The 15,063-nt window shown below is 63.8% G+C and carries 14 protein-coding genes and 2 pseudogenes; all 16 read right to left on the minus strand.

Features of this window, described 5'->3' with window-relative positions; translation table 11 throughout:
- Window positions 1-6: 6 nt before the first annotated feature.
- Complete coding sequence (locus tag ACSQ76_RS13350) at window positions 7-777, minus strand: type III pantothenate kinase (RefSeq protein WP_437156966.1); 771 nt, start codon at window positions 775-777, stop codon at window positions 7-9.
- Window positions 778-798: 21 nt separating this feature from the next.
- A complete protein-coding gene (locus tag ACSQ76_RS13355) occupies window positions 799-1,551 on the minus strand; it encodes a biotin--[acetyl-CoA-carboxylase] ligase (protein ID WP_437156967.1) in 753 nt (250 codons plus the stop codon).
- A gap of 87 nt (window positions 1,552-1,638) precedes the next feature.
- Window positions 1,639-3,072: an NADH-quinone oxidoreductase subunit NuoN gene (gene nuoN, locus ACSQ76_RS13360; RefSeq protein WP_437156968.1), complete on the minus strand. Its 1,434-nt coding sequence runs from the start codon at window positions 3,070-3,072 to the stop codon at window positions 1,639-1,641.
- Window positions 3,073-3,076: 4 nt separating this feature from the next.
- A pseudogene (locus tag ACSQ76_RS13365) lies at window positions 3,077-4,626 on the minus strand (NADH-quinone oxidoreductase subunit M).
- Window positions 4,626-6,698, minus strand: a complete 2,073-nt coding sequence (gene nuoL / locus ACSQ76_RS13370) for an NADH-quinone oxidoreductase subunit L (RefSeq protein WP_437156969.1) — start codon at window positions 6,696-6,698, stop codon at window positions 4,626-4,628. Before nuoL ends, ACSQ76_RS13365 begins: the two are co-directional and overlap by 1 nt.
- A gap of 222 nt (window positions 6,699-6,920) precedes the next feature.
- A complete protein-coding gene (gene nuoK, locus ACSQ76_RS13375; protein WP_437156970.1) occupies window positions 6,921-7,226 on the minus strand; it encodes an NADH-quinone oxidoreductase subunit NuoK in 306 nt (101 codons plus the stop codon).
- Between the two features lie 134 nt (window positions 7,227-7,360).
- Window positions 7,361-7,969 carry an NADH-quinone oxidoreductase subunit J gene (locus ACSQ76_RS13380; RefSeq protein ID WP_437156971.1) on the minus strand — a complete coding sequence of 203 codons (609 nt, stop codon included), beginning with the start codon at window positions 7,967-7,969 and terminating at the stop codon, window positions 7,361-7,363.
- On the minus strand, window positions 7,966-8,379 hold the full coding sequence (locus ACSQ76_RS13385; protein WP_306128823.1) for a carboxymuconolactone decarboxylase family protein: 414 nt from the start codon (window positions 8,377-8,379) through the stop codon (window positions 7,966-7,968). The genes ACSQ76_RS13380 and ACSQ76_RS13385 overlap by 4 nt, the downstream gene beginning before the upstream one ends.
- Window positions 8,376-8,870, minus strand: a complete 495-nt coding sequence (nuoI, locus tag ACSQ76_RS13390; RefSeq protein ID WP_103761514.1) for an NADH-quinone oxidoreductase subunit NuoI — start codon at window positions 8,868-8,870, stop codon at window positions 8,376-8,378. The genes ACSQ76_RS13385 and nuoI overlap by 4 nt, the downstream gene beginning before the upstream one ends.
- A 5-nt stretch (window positions 8,871-8,875) precedes the next feature.
- Window positions 8,876-9,913, minus strand: a complete 1,038-nt coding sequence (gene nuoH, locus ACSQ76_RS13395) for an NADH-quinone oxidoreductase subunit NuoH (protein WP_437156972.1) — start codon at window positions 9,911-9,913, stop codon at window positions 8,876-8,878.
- Between the two features lie 7 nt (window positions 9,914-9,920).
- Window positions 9,921-10,328, minus strand: coding sequence for a hypothetical protein (locus ACSQ76_RS13400; RefSeq protein WP_371931312.1), 408 nt, complete (start codon window positions 10,326-10,328; stop codon window positions 9,921-9,923).
- A complete protein-coding gene (gene nuoG, locus ACSQ76_RS13405) occupies window positions 10,325-12,334 on the minus strand; it encodes an NADH-quinone oxidoreductase subunit NuoG (protein WP_437156973.1) in 2,010 nt (669 codons plus the stop codon). Before nuoG ends, ACSQ76_RS13400 begins: the two co-directional genes overlap by 4 nt.
- A 6-nt stretch (window positions 12,335-12,340) precedes the next feature.
- Window positions 12,341-12,754 (minus strand): DUF5333 domain-containing protein, encoded by a 414-nt coding sequence (locus tag ACSQ76_RS13410; protein WP_437156974.1) that lies wholly within the window; start codon window positions 12,752-12,754, stop codon window positions 12,341-12,343.
- A gap of 122 nt (window positions 12,755-12,876) precedes the next feature.
- Entirely contained in the window at window positions 12,877-13,230 is a 354-nt protein-coding gene (locus tag ACSQ76_RS13415) for a hypothetical protein (protein ID WP_437156975.1), read from the minus strand.
- 146 nt (window positions 13,231-13,376) lie between these two features.
- A pseudogene (locus tag ACSQ76_RS13420) lies at window positions 13,377-13,756 on the minus strand (DUF3291 domain-containing protein); the annotation flags it as partial.
- A 6-nt stretch (window positions 13,757-13,762) separates the two neighbouring features.
- Window positions 13,763-15,058, minus strand: a complete 1,296-nt coding sequence (gene nuoF / locus ACSQ76_RS13425) for an NADH-quinone oxidoreductase subunit NuoF (RefSeq protein ID WP_437156976.1) — start codon at window positions 15,056-15,058, stop codon at window positions 13,763-13,765.
- Between the last annotated feature and the right edge of the window lie 5 nt (window positions 15,059-15,063).

Genomic DNA, 15,063 nt, shown 5'->3' on the forward strand with positions numbered 1-15,063 from the left:
CCCCGATCAGCCTTTCTTGTTATGGGCATGGATCACGGTCAGCCCATGCATCGTCAGATCTTCTCGAATTTCGTCGAACAGCAGGTCGCCCTGCGCGAAGAGCGGCGCAAGGCCGCCCGTGCCGATGATCTTCATCGGCGTCTCGTACTCGGCCCGGATGCGGTCGCACACCCCGTTGACCAGCCCGACATAACCCCAGAACACGCCCGACTGCATGCAATCCACCGTGTTGGTGCCGATCACCTTCTGAGGCTTCGTCACGTCGATATGAGGTAAGGCCGCCGCCGCCATGTGCAAGGCCTCGAGGCTCAGGTTGACGCCCGGGGAAATCACGCCCCCCACATAGGCCCCGTCCCCGGCCACCACGTCGAACGTGGTCGCGGTACCGAAATCGACCACGATCAGGTTGCCGCCGTAAAGGTCATAGGCCCCGGCCGCATTCACCAGCCGGTCCGGCCCGACCTGCGTGCCCTCGTCCACCCGCGGCTGCCGCGGCAAGGCGCATTCCGGCTTGCCCACCACGATGGGCCGGCAGCCAAAGAAACGGTCGGCAAAGACGCGCAGGTTGAACACCACCCGCGGCACCGTGGACGAGATGATGACATCGGTGATGTCCAGCTCGATCTCGTAATGCTTCACCAGCGTCGAGAACCACGTGAAATAGGCATCCGCCGTCCGCGCATGGTGGGTCGAGGTGCGCAGGGTGCACAGAAACTCCGACCCGTCCCAGATCGCGAAAACCGTGTTGGTGTTGCCGCAGTCGATCGCCAGAAGCATGGGGGCCGCCCCTCTCTTTCGTCAGAAAAACACGTCCGCCGCCGGAATGACGTGACGCGATTTCGCGTCTGTTAGAACAAGATTGCCGTCGGCGTCCACTGTCTCGAACGTCCCCGTCAGCTCGGCCCGCCCGGTCCGCGCCGTGATCACATCGCCCAGCTTCGCCGCCCGGTCCATCCACGCCGCACGGATCGGGGCAAATCCATAGGTGACGAACTGCGCCTCCAACTCGGCATAGGCCGGCGCCAGCAGGTCGAGAAACGCCTCCGGGTCGACCTCCACCCCGGCCTCCGACAACAGCGAGACGGGCCGCAGCGCCCCGGGCTCCACCGCGTCCCCCGCGGGCGCGGTTTTCAGGTTCACTCCGATCCCGATGGCGAAATGGCTCAGCCCACTGCCCGCGCCCGCGCTTTCCAGCAGGATACCAGCCAGTTTGCCGCCGTTCAGCAGCACGTCGTTGGGCCATTTCAGCGAGAACCCGTCCGGCCGCCCCGTCGCCGCCACGAACGCATCGTACAGCGCCAGCGACGCCACGAATGACCGCAGCGCCACTTGGTCCGGGCTTTCCGTGGGCCGCATCACCAGCGTCGCCGCGAAGTTGCCCGCCGGGTTGGCCCAGGCCCGCCCGCGCCGGCCCCGCGCCGCAGTCTGGTGCCGCGCCAGGATCCACTCCGGCCCTTGCAGGCTGGCCGCGATCCGCGCCGCCTCGGCATTGGTGCTGTCCACCTCGTCCAGCACCCGCCGCCCGTATCCCTCTGGCCACGGCTCTTTCATTGTTCCCAAACTACTCCCGCCGGAGGCGCCTGAAAAACAAAGCGACGCGCCAGGGGCGCGTCACCTTTTGCCAGGATCCAGTGTCTCTCAGTTGACAAGCGTCGCCGCCGCCGCCTGCGCCATGCCTTCGACGCCGAACATGTTGACGATGCCCACGACCATGATCGCGGCCGACACCATCAGGAAGCCCCAGAGAACAGGCGACTTGCCCGCCTCCAGCGGCTCGCCCTCTTCGCCGAAATACATGTAATAAACGATGCGCAGGTAATAGAACGCGCCGATCACCGACGCGATCACCCCCGCCACGGCCAGCCAGACCAGCCCGCCGTCATAGGCCGCCCGCAGCACGTAAAGCTTGCCGATGAATCCCAGCAGCGGCGGCACGCCCGCAAGGCTGAACATCAGGATCAGCATCGCCAGCGCCCGGCCCGGATGGGCGCGGGAATAAAGGTTTAGGCTGGAAATATCCGTCACCGGCCGCCCGTCGCGCTCCATCGACAGGATAAAGGCGAAGGTGCCCACGTTCATCGTCACGTAAATCGCCATATAGACCAGCATCGCCTGCACGCCAAACGCCGTGCCCGCGGCCAGCCCCATCAGCGCATATCCCATATGCGCGATCGACGAATAGGCCATCAGCCGCTTGATGTCGGTCTGGCCAATGGCCGCAACGCCGCCCAGGAACATCGACAACAGCGACAGTACCGCAACCACCTGCTGCCAGTCCCCCACGACCCCGCCGAACGCGTCATGCACCACGCGCGCCAACAACGCCATGGCCGCCATCTTGGGCGCGGTGGCAAAGAAGGCCGTGATCGGCGTAGGCGAACCCTCGTAAACGTCCGGCGTCCACATGTGGAACGGAACGGCCGACACCTTGAACGCCAGCCCCGACAACACGAACACCAGCCCGATCAGCAACCCGATCGGCGCCTGCCCCTCGGCCGACGCGACGACCCCGGCAAACAGCGTCGTGCCCGAATAACCATAAACCAGCGATGCACCATACAGCAGGATGCCCGAGCTCAGCGCGCCCAGCACGAAGTATTTCAGGCCCGCTTCCGTCGATTTCGCGCTGTCGCGCCGCAACGAGGCAACGACGTACAGCGCCAGCGATTGCAATTCCAGTCCCATGTAGAGGGCCATCAGATCGCCGGCGCTCACCATCATCATCATGCCCACCGCGGCCAGCGCCACCAGCAGCGGATACTCGAAGCGCAGCATGTCGCGCTGCGCCATGTACTCCTGCCCCATCAGCAGGACCGCCGCCGCCGACAGCAGCACCGTCACCTTGGCGAACCGCGCGAACCCGTCATCGTTGAACATGCCGCCGAACGCCGTGCGCGCACCGTCGCCCGAGAACCCGATCCAGGCCGCCATCACGACAAAGACCGCCGCCGTGATCCACACCAGAAGCGGCGCAAACCGGTCCTTGCCGGTATAGGCCACGACCAGAAGCGCGGCCATCGCGTAAACCGAGATCAGGATCTCCGGCAGGATTACAGTCAGATCTGCCTGCATGGGACTACTCCGTCGCAGCGGCCAGCTTGGTCGCGCTTTCCGCGTCGACCAGGGCCGTTTCATAGTTGGAAATCAGCGCCTCGACCGAGGGGCCGATGATGTCGGTCACAAGGCTGGGATAGACGCCCAGCAGCAGGGTCATCACCACCAGCGGGGCAAAGATCGCCTTCTCGCGGCGGGTCATGTCCTTGATCGACTTCAGGCTTTCCTTGATCAGGTCGCCCAGCACCACACGGCGATAGAGCCACAGCGCATAGGCCGCCGAGAGGATCACGCCCGACGTGGCCACCAGCGCCACCCAGGTGTTGACCTTGAAGATCCCCACCAGCGTCAGGAATTCCCCGATGAAACCGCTCGTGCCCGGCAGGCCCACATTGGCCATGGTGAACAGCATGAAGATCAGCGCATAGGCCGGCATCCGGTTCACGAGGCCCCCATAGGCGTCGATCTCACGCGTGTGCATCCGGTCATAGATCACGCCCACGCACAGAAACAGCGCGCCCGAGATGAAGCCGTGGCTCAGCATCTGGAAGATCGCGCCGTCGATCCCCTGCTGGTTCGCCGCGAAAATCCCCATGGTGACGTAACCCATGTGCGCCACGGATGAGTAGGCGATCAGCTTCTTCATGTCCTCCTGCGCCAGCGCCACCAGCGAGGTATAGACGATGGCGATGGCCGACATCCACAGCACCAGTGGCGTCAACACCTCGGACCCTACCGGGAACATCGGCAGGCTGAACCGCAGAAAGCCATAGCCGCCCATCTTCAGCAGGATCGCGGCCAGCACCACCGACCCCGCCGTGGGCGCCTGCACGTGCGCATCCGGCAGCCAGGTATGCACCGGCCACATCGGCATCTTCACCGCGAAACTGGCGAAGAACGCGATGAACAGCAGCGTCTGCTGCATGCCCCCACGATCTGCACGCCGAAGACATAGAAATCCTCGGACCCGAAGGCGTGGGTCATCAGCGTCGGGATATCCGTCGTGCCCGCCTCGGCGAACATGGCGACCATCGCCACCAGCATCAGAACCGAGCCCAGGAAGGTGTAGAGGAAGAACTTGAACGATGCGTAAATCCGCTCCTTGCCGCCCCAGATCCCGATGATCAGGAACATCGGGATCAGCCCCGCCTCGAAGAACAGGTAGAACAGGACAAGGTCCAGCGCCATGAACACGCCCAGCATCAGCGTTTCCAGCAGAAGGAAGGCGATCATGTATTCCTTCACCCGGTGCGTCACGTTCCACGACGCGGCGATGGTGATCGGCATCATGAACGTCGTCAGCATCACGAACAGCACGCTGATCCCGTCCACGCCCATCTTGTATTGCAGCCCCAAGAGCCACTCGCGCTCTTCCACGAACTGAAAGCCGGTGTTGTTCGGGTCGAAATCGAACAGGATGAACAGCGACACCAGAAAGGTCAGCCCGGTCGCGATCAGCGCCACCCACTTGGCGTTGCGCTGCGCCATTTCGTCCTCGCCGCGCAGGAACACCGCCAGGATGAAGGCCGCGATGGCGGGGATGAAGGTGGTGATGGACAGCAGGTTTTCCATTAGTTCGCTCCCCCGCTCAGGCTCATCCACGTCACAAGCACCGCGATCCCGATGACCATGGCGAACGCATAGGTAAAGATGTATCCCGACTGTGCCTTACCGGCGAGGCGGGTAAAGAACGGGACGATTCCCATGGCGACCCCGTTGATCGTGCCGTCGATGACGTTGCCGTCCCCCTTCTTCCACAGGAAACCGCCCAGCCGCTTGGCGGGCCGCACGAAGACAAAGTCGTAGATCTCGTCGAAATACCATTTGTTCAGCAGGAACAGGTACAGCGGGCGCTGGTTCTCGGCCAGCCGTCCGGGGATCGACGGGTTCAGGATGTAGAACCAGAACGCCGTGGCAAACCCGATCACCATCGCGATGAACGGCGAAAGCTTGACCCAGGTCGGCACGTAATGCGCTTCGTGCAGCACGGTGTTCTCGGGTGCGATATAGATCGCGGCCTCGCCCGGCTCGCTCTCCATCACGTAATGCAGTTCCGAGGCCTTCGGGCTGCGCTCCGCCACCGCCTCGACCAGTTCCGCGCTCGGCTCGCCGTATTCGCCGCCGAAGAACTTGACCACCTCGTTGGTCTTGCCGAAGAAGCTGCCATACCAGATCGCCCCGGCAAAGACCGCACCGATGGCCAGAACGCCCAGCGGGATCAGCATGACATTGGGGCTTTCATGGGCATGCTCATGCGTGTGCTTGTCGCCGCGCGGCTCGCCCCAGAAGGTCAGGAACATCAGCCGCCAGCTGTAGAAACTGGTGAACAGCGCCGCGATGACCAGCGCCCAGAAGGCAAAGCCCCCGGCCGTGCCCGCATAGGCGCTCTCGATCACCGCATCCTTGGACGCGAACCCGGCAAAGCCGATCCACCCGGTCAGCGGAATGCCCACGCCGGTAATCGCCAGCGTCCCGATCAGCATGGCCCAGAACGTATAGGGGAACTTCCTGCGCAGCCCGCCATAGTTCCGCATGTCCTGCTCGTGATGCATCCCGTGGATGACCGAGCCCGCGCCAAGAAACAGCATCGCCTTGAAGAAGGCGTGCGTGAAGAGGTGGAACATCGCCACGCTATAGGCGCCCACGCCGGCGGCCACGAACATGTAGCCCAGCTGCGAACAGGTCGAATAGGCGATCACGCGCTTGATGTCGTTCTGCACCAGGCCCACGGTCGCGGCAAAAAACGCCGTCATGCCGCCGATCACCGTCACGAACGCCAGCGCCCCCGGCGCGAATTCCATCAGCGGCGACATCCGGCAGACCAGGAACACGCCCGCCGTCACCATCGTCGCCGCGTGGATCAGCGCCGATACCGGCGTCGGGCCTTCCATCGCGTCCGGCAGCCAGGTGTGCAGGAACAGCTGCGCCGATTTCCCCATCGCGCCGACGAACAGCAGGAATGCGATCAGGTTCGCCGCGTTCCAGTCGGTCCACAGGAAGGTCAACTGCGTCTCGGCCAGCTCAGGTGCCGCCGCGAACACGTCGTCGAAATTAATCGAGCCGGTCAGGAAGAACAGCGCGAAGATCCCCAGCGCAAAGCCGAAATCCCCCACCCGGTTCACCACGAAGGCCTTGATGGCGGCGGCATTGGCCGACGGCTTGCGGAAATAGAACCCGATCAGCAGGTAGGATGCCAGGCCCACGCCCTCCCAGCCAAAGAACATCTGCGCCAGGTTGTCCGCCGTCACCAGCATCAGCATGGCGAAGGTGAACAGGCTCAGATAGGCAAAGAAACGCGGGCGATAGCTCTCGTCGTCGCGGAAATTCTCGTCATGGGCCATGTAGCCCATGGAATAAAGGTGCACGAGCGCCGAAACCGTGGTGATGACGATCAGCATGATCGCCGTCAGCCGGTCCAGCCGGATCGACCACGCCACATCCAGATCGCCCGACTGGATCCAGTCGAGGATGTGGACGTACTGCGTCGTCCAGTCAAAGCTGAAGAACACGATCCAGCTCAGCAGCGCGGACAGGAACAACAGCCCCGTGGTCACCCACTGCGCGCCCGCGTCCCCGATGATACGCCAGCCGAAACCCGCGATGATGGCACCCAGAAGCGGGCCGAAAAGGATGATCTGTTCCATTAGTTGTACCCCAAGCCAACCGCGCCTTTTTGGCAGGCGGGACATTTACGGAGGTGAGTGTCCGATCCGTTCGCGCCGTAGACCTCACCACAGTGTGAACAGGCCATTTGATACACTTTCTGGCCATGATCTGTCCCGGCAAGCCCAGTATTGCGTATTACAACCTGGCCTTTACCGTTCACATACCCGGTTTTGACTGAATATCCCGCCTCTGGCATCACCTCAGCCCTTCATCACGTTGATGTCTTCCACGGCGATCGTGCCGCGGTTGCGGAAGAAGCAGACAAGAATGGCCAGCCCGATGGCGGCCTCGGCTGCGGCCACGGTCAGCACGAACAGGGTGAAGATCTGCCCCACCATGTCGCCCAGAAAGCTGGAGAACGCCACGAGGTTCACGTTGACCGCCAAGAGCATCAGCTCGATCGACATCAGCAGGATGATCACGTTCTTGCGGTTCAGGAATAGCCCGAAAATGCCGATGACGAACAGCGCCGCCGCCACCGTCAGGTAATGCTCCAGTCCAATCATGTCGTCCCTCCGGGCCGCGCCCGTTCGTTTGTCTTTTCATCCCGTCCCGGGCCTGACCCGGGACCTCATTGTCATTTGCCCGAGCCCATTGGTCCGGGAGGCCCCGGATCAGGTCCGGGGCGCGGGTAGAAGCCTCAAAGCCCCTGCCCCGGCTTCACATCCCGCAGTTCCATCGCCTTGGCCGGGTCGCGGTACATCTGCGCCAGCACGTCCTGTCGCTTGACGTTCGAGCGGTGGCGCAGCGTCAGCACGATCGCCCCCATCATTGCCACCAGCAGGATCAGGCCCGCCAGCTGGAACAGCAGGAAATACTTGTCATACAGCAGCATCCCCAGCACTTTGGTGTTCTCGACCTCCAGGGGCGTCACCGCCGCGCGCGCGCCCTCGGCCCCGCTCGCCATCTGCCAGTTGCCGAACGCGATGCCGAACTGCATCAGCAAAATGATCCCGATCAAGAGCGCCAGCGGCATGTATTTCGCCATCTCCGCCTTCAGTTCGGCGAAATCCACGTCCAGCATCATCACCACGAACAAGAACAGCACCGCGACCGCGCCCACGTAGACGATGATCAGCAGCATCGCCACGAACTCCGCGCCCAGCAGAACGAAAAGGCCCGCCGCCGACAGAAACGACAGGATCAGCCACAGAACCGAATGCACCGGGTTCCGGCTGACAACGGTAAACAGCCCCCCGGCCAGCAGCGAGACCGCAAAAAGATAGAATGAAAACGCGGCGATGGTCATGTGTCCTGGTCCTCGTCCTTGGCCTCGTCCATGACCTCGCGGGCGAACTCCATCGCCCGGTTCATGGACGGGATGCCGGCGAACATCGCCATCATCGCGATGGTCTCGGCAATCTCGTCTTTCGTGGCGCCCGCCTCCAGCAAGTGGCGCACGGTCATCCTGATCTGCGTATCGCTTTGCGCGCCCAGCATGGTCAACCCCGCAAGCGTGATCAGCAGGCGCGTCTTGGCGTCCAGCCCGTCCTTGCTGATGCCCCGGCCGAACATCATCTCCATGAATTCCTTCGGCATGGTGGGCCACATCGCCTCGAACCCCTTGGGCGAGAACGACTCGAGCGCCGGATTCATGGTTTTCACCATCTCCTGGGCCTGCTGCATCATCGCCTCGAACGGGTTCGTCGGATTGCTCATCTGTAGGGCGCGTCCATTTCCAGGTTGCGGGCGATCTCGGCTTCCCACCGCTCGCCGTTCTCCAGCAGTTTCTGCTTGTCATAGAACAGCTCTTCGCGGGTCTCGGTGGCGAACTCGAAATTCGGCCCCTCCACGATGGCATCCACCGGGCAGGCCTCCTGGCAGAACCCGCAATAGATGCACTTGGTCATGTCGATGTCGTACCGCGTGGTGCGGCGGCTGCCGTCGTCGCGCGGCTCGGCATCGATGGTGATCGCCTGCGCGGGGCAGATCGCCTCGCACAGCTTGCAGGCAATGCACCGCTCCTCGCCATTGGGATAGCGCCGCAGCGCGTGCTCGCCCCGGAACCGAGGGCTCAGCGGGCCTTTTTCGTGCGGATAGTTCAGCGTCGCCTTGGGGGCAAAGAAGTATTTGAACCCCAGCTTGAAGCCGTTGAAGACATCCTTGAGCAGGAAATACCCCGCCGCGCGTCCGTAATCGATCTGCGTCATGGTCGTCAGCCTCCCATTGCGTAGCGGGCCCAGAACGACCCGAAGACTTCGAATTTCGCCAGGAAGGACACGATCACGACCCAGGCGAGCGACAGCGGCAGAAACACTTTCCACCCCAGCCGCATCAACTGGTCATAGCGGTAGCGCGGCGTGATCGCCTTCACCATGGCGAAGAGGAAGAAGAAGAACGCCATCTTCGCGACCATCCACAGCACCCCGTCCGGAATCCCCGGAACGGGGGACAGCCACCCGCCAAAGAACAGCAGCGAGGTCAGCGCGCACATCAGGAAGATCGCGATGTATTCGCCGGCCATGAACAGCAGGAAGGGCGTCGAGGAATATTCCACCTGGTATCCCGCCACCAGCTCCGACTCCGCCTCCGGCAGGTCGAACGGCGGGCGGTTGGTCTCCGCCAGGCACGATATGAAGAACAGGAACACCATCGGCAGATGCGGCAGCCAATACCAGCCGAAGAAGCCATAGTTGGTATCCTGCGCCGCCACGATCGACCCGAAGTTCAGCGAGCCGGTCGAGATGATCACCCCGATGATGATCAGACCGATGCTGACCTCGTAGGAGATCATCTGCGCGGCCGACCGCAGCGAGCCCAGGAACGGGTATTTCGAGTTCGACGCCCAGCCGCCCATGATCACGCCGTAAACCTCCAGCGACGAGACGGCAAAGACGAACAACACCGCGACGTTGATATCCGACAGAACCCAGCCGTCATTCAGCGGAATCACCGCCCAGGCCAACACCGCCAGGACAAAGCTTGCCATCGGCGCCATCATGAACACGGCCCGGTCCGCGCCCGCCGGCACCACCACTTCCTTGAGCACGTATTTCAGCGCGTCGGCCACCGTCTGCAACAGGCCATAGACACCCACCACGTTGGGACCCCGACGCATCTGCACCGCGGCCCAGATCTTGCGGTCACCATAAACCAGGAACAGCAGCGAGATCATCACGAAGCCCACCACCGCAAGGCACTGCGCCGCGATCAGGGCAAAGATCCCAAGCGGGGTTGTCAGAAATTCAGCCATTCGTCCCTCATACCGTCGGTATCCCGTTCTCCGCACAGTCGGCGGCCACGACTTCCGCGTCGATCCTTATGATGCCACCGGGCAGCGTCGGCGAGATGGTGTAAACCGCATCTGCGGTCCAGATACCACCCTCTTCGTCCACATTCGTCCGCACATGGCGCGCAAATCCATATCCCCGGATCAGCGTATACTGCGCCGCCGCGCATTCCGCGTACCGGCTGACGTCCTCTGCGCCCCGCGCCCCGGCCATTTCCACGCGGAAATTCACCAGGTCGCCGTCCAGCAGGCGCGTCTCGATTCCCCGGTACTCGGGGTCGAATTCCGCCTCCGGGTCCGCGCCCGTCGCGGCGCAGGCAGCCAGGCCCGCACAGGCCATGACCGACAGCGCCCATATGCCAAGCGCGGCTTGCGTCATTCCGCGGCCACCGGCGCTTCGCGGCGGTCCTTGGCGTTGGCGCTCAGTTCCGCCATCAGCGCACTGGCCCGTGCAATCGGGTTGGTCAGGTAGTGATCCCCCAGCGCCGCCCCGATGGAGCCTGAAGACGGCTCGACCTTCTCCACCATGGTCCAGTCGTTTTCCGGCACCGCGTCGATCTGCGCGATGTGCGGCACCTCCTCGATCAGCGCGCGGCGCAACTGCGCCAGGCTGTCATAGGGCAGCACCGCGCCCATCTCGCCCGACAGCGCCCGCAGGATCGCCCAGTTTTCCTTGGCCTCGCCCGGCGGATGCCCGGCGCGGAGCGCCAGTTGCGGACGCCCTTCGGTATTGACGAACACGCCCTGTTCCTCGGGATAGGCCGCGGCGGGCACGATGATGTCGGCGCGATGCGCGCCCCGGTCGCCATGGCTACCCTGGTAGATCACCAGCGGCCCTTCCGCGATCTCGATCTCGTCGGCGCCCAGGTTGTAGACCACCTCCGCGCCGTCCAGCGCCGCCGTGATCCCGCCCTCGGTCACACAGCCCGCATCCATCGCACCCACGCGCGACGCGGCGGTATGCAGAACCAGCATCTTGCCGCCCATCTTCTCGGTCAGCTGCATCGCCGTGCTCAGCGCGGCTGGCCCGCCGTCACCGATGAGTGCCCCCTGCCCGATGATGACGATCGCACCTTCGGTCTCCTTGGCGTCGGACAGCAGTTGCGGCAGCACGCGGTTGCGCGCGCCCATCTCGGTCGCTTCATAGGTCAGCTCGGTGGGTTGCCCCGCATGCACCACCTCCGCGCCGCGCAGCCACGCCTTGCGGATGCGCGCATTCAGCACCGGCGCCTCAACGCCCGGGTCGGTGCCGATCAGGACGATCTTCTTTGCCGTGTCGATCTCCTCGATCCGGGCGGTGCCCACATAGGCCGACCGGTTGCCAGCCACCAGATGCGCACCATCCGTGCGGCATTCCACGCGCCCGCCCTGGCCCTCGACCAGCTGTTTCAGCGCGAACGCCGCCTCCATCGGAACCAGATCACCCACCAGACCGGCGACCGTCTTGCCCTTCATGGCCGCGGCGGCCTTGCCCAACGCCTCGGGCCAGGTGGCCGGGCGCAGCTTGCCGTTCTCGCGGATATAGGGCCTGTCCAGCCGTTGCCGGCGCAGCCCGTCCCAGACGAACCGCGTCTTGTCCGAAATCCATTCCTCGTTCACGCCGTCATTGTTGCGCGGCAGGATACGCATCACTTCGCGCCCCTTGGTGTCTACCCGGATGTTGGACCCCAGCGCATCCATCACGTCGATGGTTTCCGTCTTGGTCAGCTCCCAAGGACGGGCGGTAAAGGCGTAAGGTTTCGACACCAGCGCCCCCACCGGGCACAGGTCGATGATGTTGCCCTGCATGTTGCTGTCCAGCGTCTCGCCCAGATAGGCGGTGATCTCGGCATCCTCGCCCCGGCCGGTCTGGCCCATCTGGTTGATCCCGGCCACCTCGGTAGTGAAACGCACGCAGCGGGTGCAGGAAATACAGCGCGTCATGTGGGTTTCCACCAGCGGGCCCAGGTTCAGGTCCTCGGTCGCCCGCTTGGGCTCGCGATAGCGGCTGAAATCCACGCCATACGCCATGGCCTGGTCCTGCAAATCGCACTCGCCACCCTGGTCGCAGATCGGGCAGTCCAGCGGGTGGTTGATCAGCAGGAACTCCATCACGCCTTCGCGCGCCTTCTTGACCATCGGGCTGTTGGTGCGCACGACCGGCGGCTGGCCCTCGGGGCCGGGCCGCAGGTCGCGCACCTGCATGGCGCAGCTGGCCGCCGGTTTCGGCGGCCCGCCGACAACCTCCACAAGACACATCCGGCAGTTGCCCGCGATCGACAGCCGCTCGTGGTAGCAGAACCGCGGAATCTCGATCCCCACCTGCTCGCAGGCCTGGATCAGGGTCATCGCCCCGTCCACTTCCACTTCCTGATCGTCGATGATGATTTTGCGAAGGTCAGACATTATCTCTCACTTTGCTCTCAGAAGCCGCCCGATCTGGCTGCCACTCGCCATTTCGGCTTGGCCCAGAACACACAGGCTTGCGGGGTCAAGGTTGCTGGCCCCTTTCGATTTGAAATACGCGTTGCGCCGCTCGCGCATGGCCGCCTTGTTGGCGTCGTTGTTGATGTAGGCGTCGATCTCGGCCTCGCTGTAACCGCGCTCTGCCGCCGCCTTCTTCAGCGCGCTGGCGTAGGACTGCGCCCGGAACAGCCGCCCGCCGATGCTGCCGCACTCGCGGCGGATCTTGTCGGCGGCTGCAAGGTTCAGCAGCCCCTGGTTGATCGCCGCCTCATCCTTCAATCCGGCCTGCGCCGGCACCGCCGCCGCCGTCAGGGCCGCGCCCAGGGCCAGGCCAAGGATTTTGTTCGATACACGTTTCATATCCGTCTTCCTTTCACGAAGGGCGCCCGGACCATCCGGCGCGCCATCTGCTGCGCAGATGGCCGCGCGTCCTGCTGTTATGCAATAACAGCCGGCCCATGTCCTTGATATGAAAAATGATTTTACCACAGAACGCATTTCCCCGTGAAGGTCAGCTTGTTGCCGTTGGGCTGAACCGTGCCGCGCGGCGCCAGCGGGCTGATGTACCACTCGACCTCCGAGGTGCCGAAATTCTGCACGCAGTACCGCTTGCCCTCGTAGGCGCCCGCCGCCAGCGCCCCGTCATACCCGCGGTTGACCCGGGGCACCGTCACGACGAACCGCTCGCGGTTGTCGCGCGAGGCCGCCTTGGACTTCTGCTTGTAGAACACCCCGTTGAACGTGACCCGTTCGGTGGTCCGGGCACAGCCCGCCACCATCGCACCGGCCATCAGAACCAGCAGAAGGGCCCGCGCCCCGCCTCTTATCGTCGTCATCCTGGTCACGCTCTCCGGCCTTCCATTCTTCATTCCGCCACCACCGGCGTACATCCACGGCTCTGCCACAGCGTGGCCTCGCGCAGATGGCGCCAGCCAAAGGCATGGTCGCTGTCGCCCTGCGCCCGCAGATGCTCCAGCCGCGCAATCCCCTCGTCCAGCGTGGGGTATGCCCCTGCGGCACCCACCACATGACGAAATGCATCTCGCCCATCACCTCGAACCACTCGGCCCGGCGTTCATAGAACTGCCGGTGCACGGTGTTCCAGACGAAATTCTCCAGACTTTCCACATCTTCCCACACGGTCAGGTTGGCCACGAACTGCGGATCGTCGCCGATGCTGTTCTCGGTGTTGCCCGTGCCCGGCTCGCCCGAGCCTTCCATCATCCACACGAACCCCGGCATCCGCTTGCCCATGCCGTTCACACGGTCCAGCGCCCCCATGAACTCTGCCACGCGCGGGTCATCCGTCGGCGCCACAAGGCGGCCGACATTCAGCTGCGCAAGATGATGTGTGCCGGGCATCGTTCGCTACTCCGCCGCCACCGCAGACACGCGGCCCGTCTTCTGCGCCTTGATGCGGTCCTCGATCTCGTCGCGGAAGTTGCGGATCAGCCCCTGAATGGGCCAGGCCGCCGCATCGCCCAACGCACAGATCGTGTGCCCCTCGACCTGCTTGGTGACGTCGAACAGCATGTCGATCTCCTCGACCTCCGCCTCGCCGCGCACCAGACGGTCCATCACCCGCATCATCCAGCCCGTGCCTTCTCGGCAGGGCGTGCATTGCCCACAGCTTTCGTGCTTGTAGAATTTCGACAGCCGCCAGATCGCCTTGATGATGTCGGTGCTCTGGTCCATCACGATCACCGCGGCGGTCCCCAGGCTCGACCCGACCTCGCGCAGCGCGTCGAAATCCATGATCGCGTCCTTCATGTTCTCGCCGCGCACGCACGGCACGGACGAGCCGCCGGGAATGACCGCCTTCAGGTTGTCCCAGCCGCCGCGAATGCCGCCGCAATGTTTCTCGATCAACTCTTCAAAGCTGATCGACATCGCATCCTCGACCACGCACGGGTTGTTCACATGGCCCGACACGGCGAAAATCTTGGTGCCCGCGTTGTTGGGCCGCCCGAAACCGGCGAACCAGTCCGCCCCGCGCCGCAGGATCGTCGGCACCACCGCGATGCTCTCCACGTTGTTCACCGTGGTGGGGCAGCCATAAAGCCCCGCGCCCGCAGGGAACGGCGGCTTCATCCGGGGCATTCCCTTCTTGCCTTCAAGGCTTTCCAGCAGCGCGGTTTCCTCGCCGCAGATATACGCCCCCGCGCCATGCGCGAGGTAGAGGTCGAAATCGTATCCCGACTTGCAGGCGTTCTTGCCGATCAGCCCGGCCTCATAGGCCTCGTCGATGGCCGCCTGCAACGCCTCGCGCTCGCGGATATATTCACCGCGAATGTAAATGTAACACGCATGGGCCTGCATCGCGTAGCTGGCGATCAGGCACCCCTCGATCAGCGTGTGCGGATCGTGCCGCATGATCTCGCGGTCCTTGCAGGTGCCCGGCTCGGATTCGTCGGCATTGACCACCAGGTAGGCGGGCCGCCCGTCGCTTTCCTTGGGCATGAACGACCACTTCAGACCAGTCGGAAAGCCTGCGCCGCCCCGGCCGCGCAAGCCGCTGGCCTTCATCTGCTCGATGATCCACTCGCGCCCGTTCTCCAGGATGGTCCTGGTGCCGTCCCAGTGGCCACGCGCCTGCGCGCCCTTCAGGCTGCGGTCGTGCATCCCGTAGAGATTGGTAAAGATACGATCCTGATCGTCCAGCATCAGAT

It is taken from the genome of Roseovarius sp. B08 (genome assembly GCF_051417955.1).
GTDB lineage: Bacteria > Pseudomonadota > Alphaproteobacteria > Rhodobacterales > Rhodobacteraceae > Roseovarius.

What these genes read in the sequence shown, in the direction of transcription:
- ACSQ76_RS13350 (WP_437156966.1), bottom strand. Translation starts at nt 777, where the DNA reads ATGCTTCTGGCGATCGACTGCGGCAACACCAACACGGTTTTCGCGATC.
- ACSQ76_RS13355 (WP_437156967.1), bottom strand. Translation starts at nt 1,551, where the DNA reads ATGAAAGAGCCGTGGCCAGAGGGATACGGGCGGCGGGTGCTGGACGAG.
- nuoN (WP_437156968.1), bottom strand. Translation starts at nt 3,072, where the DNA reads ATGCAGGCAGATCTGACTGTAATCCTGCCGGAGATCCTGATCTCGGTT.
- nuoL (WP_437156969.1), bottom strand. Translation starts at nt 6,698, where the DNA reads ATGGAACAGATCATCCTTTTCGGCCCGCTTCTGGGTGCCATCATCGCG.
- nuoK (WP_437156970.1), bottom strand. Translation starts at nt 7,226, where the DNA reads ATGATTGGACTGGAGCATTACCTGACGGTGGCGGCGGCGCTGTTCGTC.
- ACSQ76_RS13380 (WP_437156971.1), bottom strand. Translation starts at nt 7,969, where the DNA reads ATGACCATCGCCGCGTTTTCATTCTATCTTTTTGCGGTCTCGCTGCTG.
- ACSQ76_RS13385 (WP_306128823.1), bottom strand. Translation starts at nt 8,379, where the DNA reads ATGAGCAATCCGACGAACCCGTTCGAGGCGATGATGCAGCAGGCCCAG.
- nuoI (WP_103761514.1), bottom strand. Translation starts at nt 8,870, where the DNA reads ATGACGCAGATCGATTACGGACGCGCGGCGGGGTATTTCCTGCTCAAG.
- nuoH (WP_437156972.1), bottom strand. Translation starts at nt 9,913, where the DNA reads ATGGCTGAATTTCTGACAACCCCGCTTGGGATCTTTGCCCTGATCGCG.
- ACSQ76_RS13400 (WP_371931312.1), bottom strand. Translation starts at nt 10,328, where the DNA reads ATGACGCAAGCCGCGCTTGGCATATGGGCGCTGTCGGTCATGGCCTGT.
- nuoG (WP_437156973.1), bottom strand. Translation starts at nt 12,334, where the DNA reads ATGTCTGACCTTCGCAAAATCATCATCGACGATCAGGAAGTGGAAGTG.
- ACSQ76_RS13410 (WP_437156974.1), bottom strand. Translation starts at nt 12,754, where the DNA reads ATGAAACGTGTATCGAACAAAATCCTTGGCCTGGCCCTGGGCGCGGCC.
- ACSQ76_RS13415 (WP_437156975.1), bottom strand. Translation starts at nt 13,230, where the DNA reads ATGACGACGATAAGAGGCGGGGCGCGGGCCCTTCTGCTGGTTCTGATG.
- nuoF (WP_437156976.1), bottom strand. Translation starts at nt 15,058, where the DNA reads ATGCTGGACGATCAGGATCGTATCTTTACCAATCTCTACGGGATGCAC.